The following is a 4,086-nucleotide window of genomic DNA, read 5'->3' on the forward strand; positions in this document are numbered from 1 at the left end:
CTCCAGACGAGTAGCGCGACCTGACAGAACGATTCACCTGGAACCGGCCGGTCGGCATCGCCGACAACATCGTCTTCCGATGACAACACACGAGTGGTTCACCGATGAACTGACGGCCGGTGAGAAGGCCAAGTTCGCCTGTGCGAAGCGGGCTTCTGCATCATCACGGCCCGCACCCCGCTGAAACACCTCGTGATTGAAATTCAGTTGCGCCGCACAGGCACATTCAGCAGACTGCTCGTACCGAGATTCTTCAGAAGGAGGTTGGCAATGCCGAAGCGATTGTGTTAGCCCCAGAACGCCAGCCGAACAAGCCTGTTCGGCGCTGGTGGCTCCAAGGAGTCAGTCGTGCGTAACCACGACCAGAAAATCAAAGACATGCAGCACTTCGTGCTGCCCTCCGCCCGCGGCAAGCGCACCCGCGCACAGCGGCGGATCATCCACAAGCGGGACCGTTCCCGCGAGCGGGATTCGTTCTCCGTCGCACGCCAGATCTTCAACGCCGACATCGGGGCCGACATCCATCTCGACTTCGATGAAGGCGATGCAACTCGGAATATGGCCGAGATGGTTTGGGAACGCCGAGCCCGTGGCAACGTCGGGCCACTGCGCAATTGGGCGATCGGTACGGTCGCGGCCGACGAGAAACTGCGCGCGGCCCCGCTCCGCGAGCAGATGGCCTTCATTACTGCGCTGATGTCGAAAGACCACGTCAGCACCCACGCCGACTTCCGCGTCGACTGGGCACTCGATCGCAAGTTCCACCCGCGCGACTATTCCGCTGAGGTGGCGGCCCACGCTGCGCAACGCGCCGAACACCGTGACCGGGTCGCGTCCGATCTCCGGCGCATTCTCGAGACGGGGCGACATAGCAAGCTCAATGCCGAACTGCGACGGCGCTTCGCCACCGAGGATGATCGGGGACGAATCGATCCTCGGCGCGTCCGGCTGCTACTCGGCCTCCATGACGTCGATGCCTTTACCGACTACGTCGGGGGTAGCGACAGCTGGTACGAGGTGATCAGCCGCGTGGCCAACTGATCGAGGATCTCGCCGCGGCTCGCGCTCGAGACCCGCCACGTCGAGCTCACCGAGATCTGACAGCGCGCTGTCACAACTCGCTTACGACGCCGGTCTCGTGCAGATGGCTACCCATGGCCGCTGATTCACCGTCTGATAAACTCATTTTGAGTTTTATTGGAGAGGTGGTCATGACCGTCATTGTCGATTGGCTGAACAGCCAGGCGTTCGCCGTAGCCGGACAATCCTTCGCGGTGGTCGAGGTAGTCGGATTCGTCACCGGCGCGCTCTGCGTGTGGGCGGTGACCCGGCAGTTCACCTGGAATTGGCCGGTCGGCATCGCCAACAACATCGTCTTCCTCGTGCTCTTCCTCGGCGCGGGGCTGTACGCCGACTCAGCACTGCAGATCGCCTTCGCCGCTGTCGGCGCCTACGGCTGGTGGAAGTGGCGGCGAGGCGATGTCGCACCCGCGACACTGCCCGTCCGCCGCGCCAGAGCCGCCGAAGCCGTGGGTGGCGTACTGGCCGTCGGCGTGGGCACGGTAGTTGTCGCGCAACTGCTGAACGTCCACACGGACTCGACGGTGCCCTGGCCCGACGCCTTCATCCTGACCGCGTCGCTGCTGGCAACGTGGGGTCAGGCGCGGAAGATCCTTGAGCAGTGGTGGGTGTGGATCACGGTCGACGTCGTGTCGATTCCGCTCTATGCGCACAAAGGACTGTGGTTGACGGCAGTGCTCTATACTGGATTCCTTGCCCTGTGTATCGACGGACTGCGCCGCTGGCGCACCGACTTCGCCGACCAGACCGCAGCCGACGAGAAGGTCGCGGCATGAGCGTCGCACTCGTGATCGGCAAGTTCTACCCACCGCACAATGGTCACCTCGCCCTGATTCACCGCGCAGCGCGGCATCACCGGGCGATCGTCCTGGTGATGGCTGCGCGTGAAGAGTCGATCGCACTGGGCGATCGGATCGACTGGCTGCGCGCGAGCTGTAGCGCCCTGCCGAACGTGACCGTTGTCGGTGTCGTCGATGACGCGCCGGTCGACTACCACTCGGATTCGGCGTGGGCGGCCCACAGCGCGGTGATCGCCGCGACCCTGCGGGTCAACCACCTCCCCAACCCGGACGTGGTGGTGTCGAGCGAGGGGTACGGCCCGCACTTGGCCGCCGAGTTGCGAAGCGACTGCGAACTCTTCGACCCCGATCGGGTGGGGGTGCGGGTCAGCGGCACTGCCGTGCGCGCCGACCTCGTCGGGCGCTGGGAGTTGCTCCCCGTTCCCGTTCGGCTCGGCCTAGCAACCCGAGTGGTGGTGGTCGGCGCGGAATCGACCGGAACCAGCACCCTGGCCGCCGACCTGTACGACCACTATCGCGCAATCCCCGGCAACGAGGCGATGCGTCGGGTCCTTGAGTACGGACGCGAGTTCACCTACGCCTTGTACGACGAGGCCACCGACCAGGCGAGGCGTGCCGGCCAACCGAAGCCGGCGGTTGAGGATCTGACGTGGCGACCCGGGCACTTCTCTCACATCGCGACCGAGCAGAGTGCACGCGAGGACATGGCCGCCCAGGCGCATCCGTTGGTGATCGCCGACACCGATGCCTTCGCCACCACCGTGTGGGAGCGACGCTACCTCGGTCCCGGCAGTGCGGCCGCAGCCACCGCAGGGGTCCCCGAGGTATCGCCGCGACGGCTGTATCTGGTGACCGATCACGATGGCGTGCCCTTCGAGCAGGACGGCTGGCGCGACGGCGAGTCGGTTCGGACGACGATGCACGAGTGGTTCACCGATGAGCTGACCGCCGGCGGCCATCCGTGGGTCCTGATGAGGGGCACCCGGGACGAACGTCTCGCCTATGCGATCCGGACGGTCGACGCACTGTGGAATCGCACCACGACGTTCGCCTCACCGGAGTGGGCCGATCGGACCGTACTGGGATGACCAGGGACGTCGAGGAAACGATTCGCAACCAACCGTTGATCGCGGTGGACGTGGTTCCGGTCCGCTGGTCCCGAGTCCGGCTGCTGATCGGTTCGGCGCGACGCCGGTTCGAGCCGTTCACCGGGCGGTTCGCGCTGCCCGGTGTGTTGCTCGGGACGGGCGAATCGTTGATCCACGCCGCCACGCGGAGCTTGCAGACGAAAGCGGGAATCGGTCCGGATTCGGTGGGTGCGCTGTTCCAGATCGGCGCGTTCGACGGACCCGACCGCGATCCACGCCGGCACGCGATCTCGATCGCCTTCTGCGCCGTCATCGACGCCGGAGAGTCTGCGGACAACGCGGACCTCAGGTGGACGCCCGCCGGCGACCTGACGGGACTGCCCTTCGATCACGACCTCTTGGTCTCCGAAGCGCTCCGGCAATTGCGCACCCGACTCTGGCTCGACGACGCCGTCACCCGCGCCCTCACCGGGCCGCGCTTCGCCACTTCCGATGCCGCGCGCCTGACCGGCGCTGTGACGAACGAAGCTGTCCACCAATCCAATCTGCGACGCTCGTTGGCGGCGCATCCCGGGCTGACGTCCGCACCGGCAACCGACGCCGGCGGCCCGGGCCGCCGGCCATTGGTGTGGGAGTGGACGAGCCCGGAACCCACGCGGCCAGGAGCTGCGGCGACACCCGCCGGCCAAACCGATGTCGAGAACCGTCGGGCGGCTCCGTCCTAGGGTTGACGGCGGCACACCGGCCGCCTCGGACCAAGGAGAACATCATGGCCAAGTACCTGCTGCTCAAGCACTACCGCGGCGACCACGAGATCGCCCCCGGCGGCCTCGTCCCGATGGATCAGTGGACACCGGACGAGGTCGAGGCGCACATCGCGTTCATGCGCCAGGTGGCCGACGAGCTCAAGGCCAATGGCGAGTTCGTCGACGAGCAGGCACTGTCGCCGGAGGGCACCTTCGTGCGGTACGACGGTGAAGGACGCCCACCGGTCACCGACGGCCCGTTCGCGGAGACCAAGGACCTGATCGCGGGCTGGATGGTGATCGACGTCGACTCGCAGCAACGCGCCTACGAGGCGGCGGCCCGGCTGTCGGCGGCACCGGGCCCGGGTGGTA

At 66.3% G+C, this 4,086-nt stretch carries 5 protein-coding genes; all 5 read left to right on the plus strand.

Annotated elements, in window-relative coordinates:
• The first annotated feature begins 348 nt into the window (after nucleotides 1-348).
• Nucleotides 349-1,041 carry a hypothetical protein gene (locus KDB67_RS11515; protein ID WP_291015844.1) on the plus strand — a complete coding sequence of 231 codons (693 nt, stop codon included), beginning with the start codon at nucleotides 349-351 and terminating at the stop codon, nucleotides 1,039-1,041.
• 170 nt (nucleotides 1,042-1,211) lie between these two features.
• Complete coding sequence (gene pnuC, locus KDB67_RS11520) at nucleotides 1,212-1,856, plus strand: nicotinamide riboside transporter PnuC (RefSeq protein ID WP_291015845.1); 645 nt, start codon at nucleotides 1,212-1,214, stop codon at nucleotides 1,854-1,856.
• Nucleotides 1,853-2,968, plus strand: a complete 1,116-nt coding sequence (locus tag KDB67_RS11525; RefSeq protein ID WP_291015846.1) for an AAA family ATPase — start codon at nucleotides 1,853-1,855, stop codon at nucleotides 2,966-2,968. Before pnuC ends, KDB67_RS11525 begins: the two co-directional genes overlap by 4 nt.
• The gene (locus KDB67_RS11530) at nucleotides 2,965-3,693 is read left to right on the plus strand and encodes an NUDIX domain-containing protein (RefSeq protein WP_291015848.1); all 729 of its coding nucleotides are present in this window, start codon (nucleotides 2,965-2,967) and stop codon (nucleotides 3,691-3,693) included. Before KDB67_RS11525 ends, KDB67_RS11530 begins: the two co-directional genes overlap by 4 nt.
• Nucleotides 3,694-3,737: 44 nt before the next feature.
• Nucleotides 3,738-4,086 (plus strand): YciI family protein (locus tag KDB67_RS11535; RefSeq protein ID WP_291015850.1); only part of this gene is annotated, 349 nt, incomplete at its 3' end.

It is taken from the genome of Gordonia sp. (in: high G+C Gram-positive bacteria) (assembly GCF_020438995.1).
GTDB lineage: Bacteria > Actinomycetota > Actinomycetes > Mycobacteriales > Mycobacteriaceae > Gordonia.

What these genes read in the sequence shown, in the direction of transcription:
- KDB67_RS11525 (WP_291015846.1), top strand. Translation starts at nt 1,853, where the DNA reads ATGAGCGTCGCACTCGTGATCGGCAAGTTCTACCCACCGCACAATGGT.
- pnuC (WP_291015845.1), top strand. Translation starts at nt 1,212, where the DNA reads ATGACCGTCATTGTCGATTGGCTGAACAGCCAGGCGTTCGCCGTAGCC.
- KDB67_RS11530 (WP_291015848.1), top strand. Translation starts at nt 2,965, where the DNA reads ATGACCAGGGACGTCGAGGAAACGATTCGCAACCAACCGTTGATCGCG.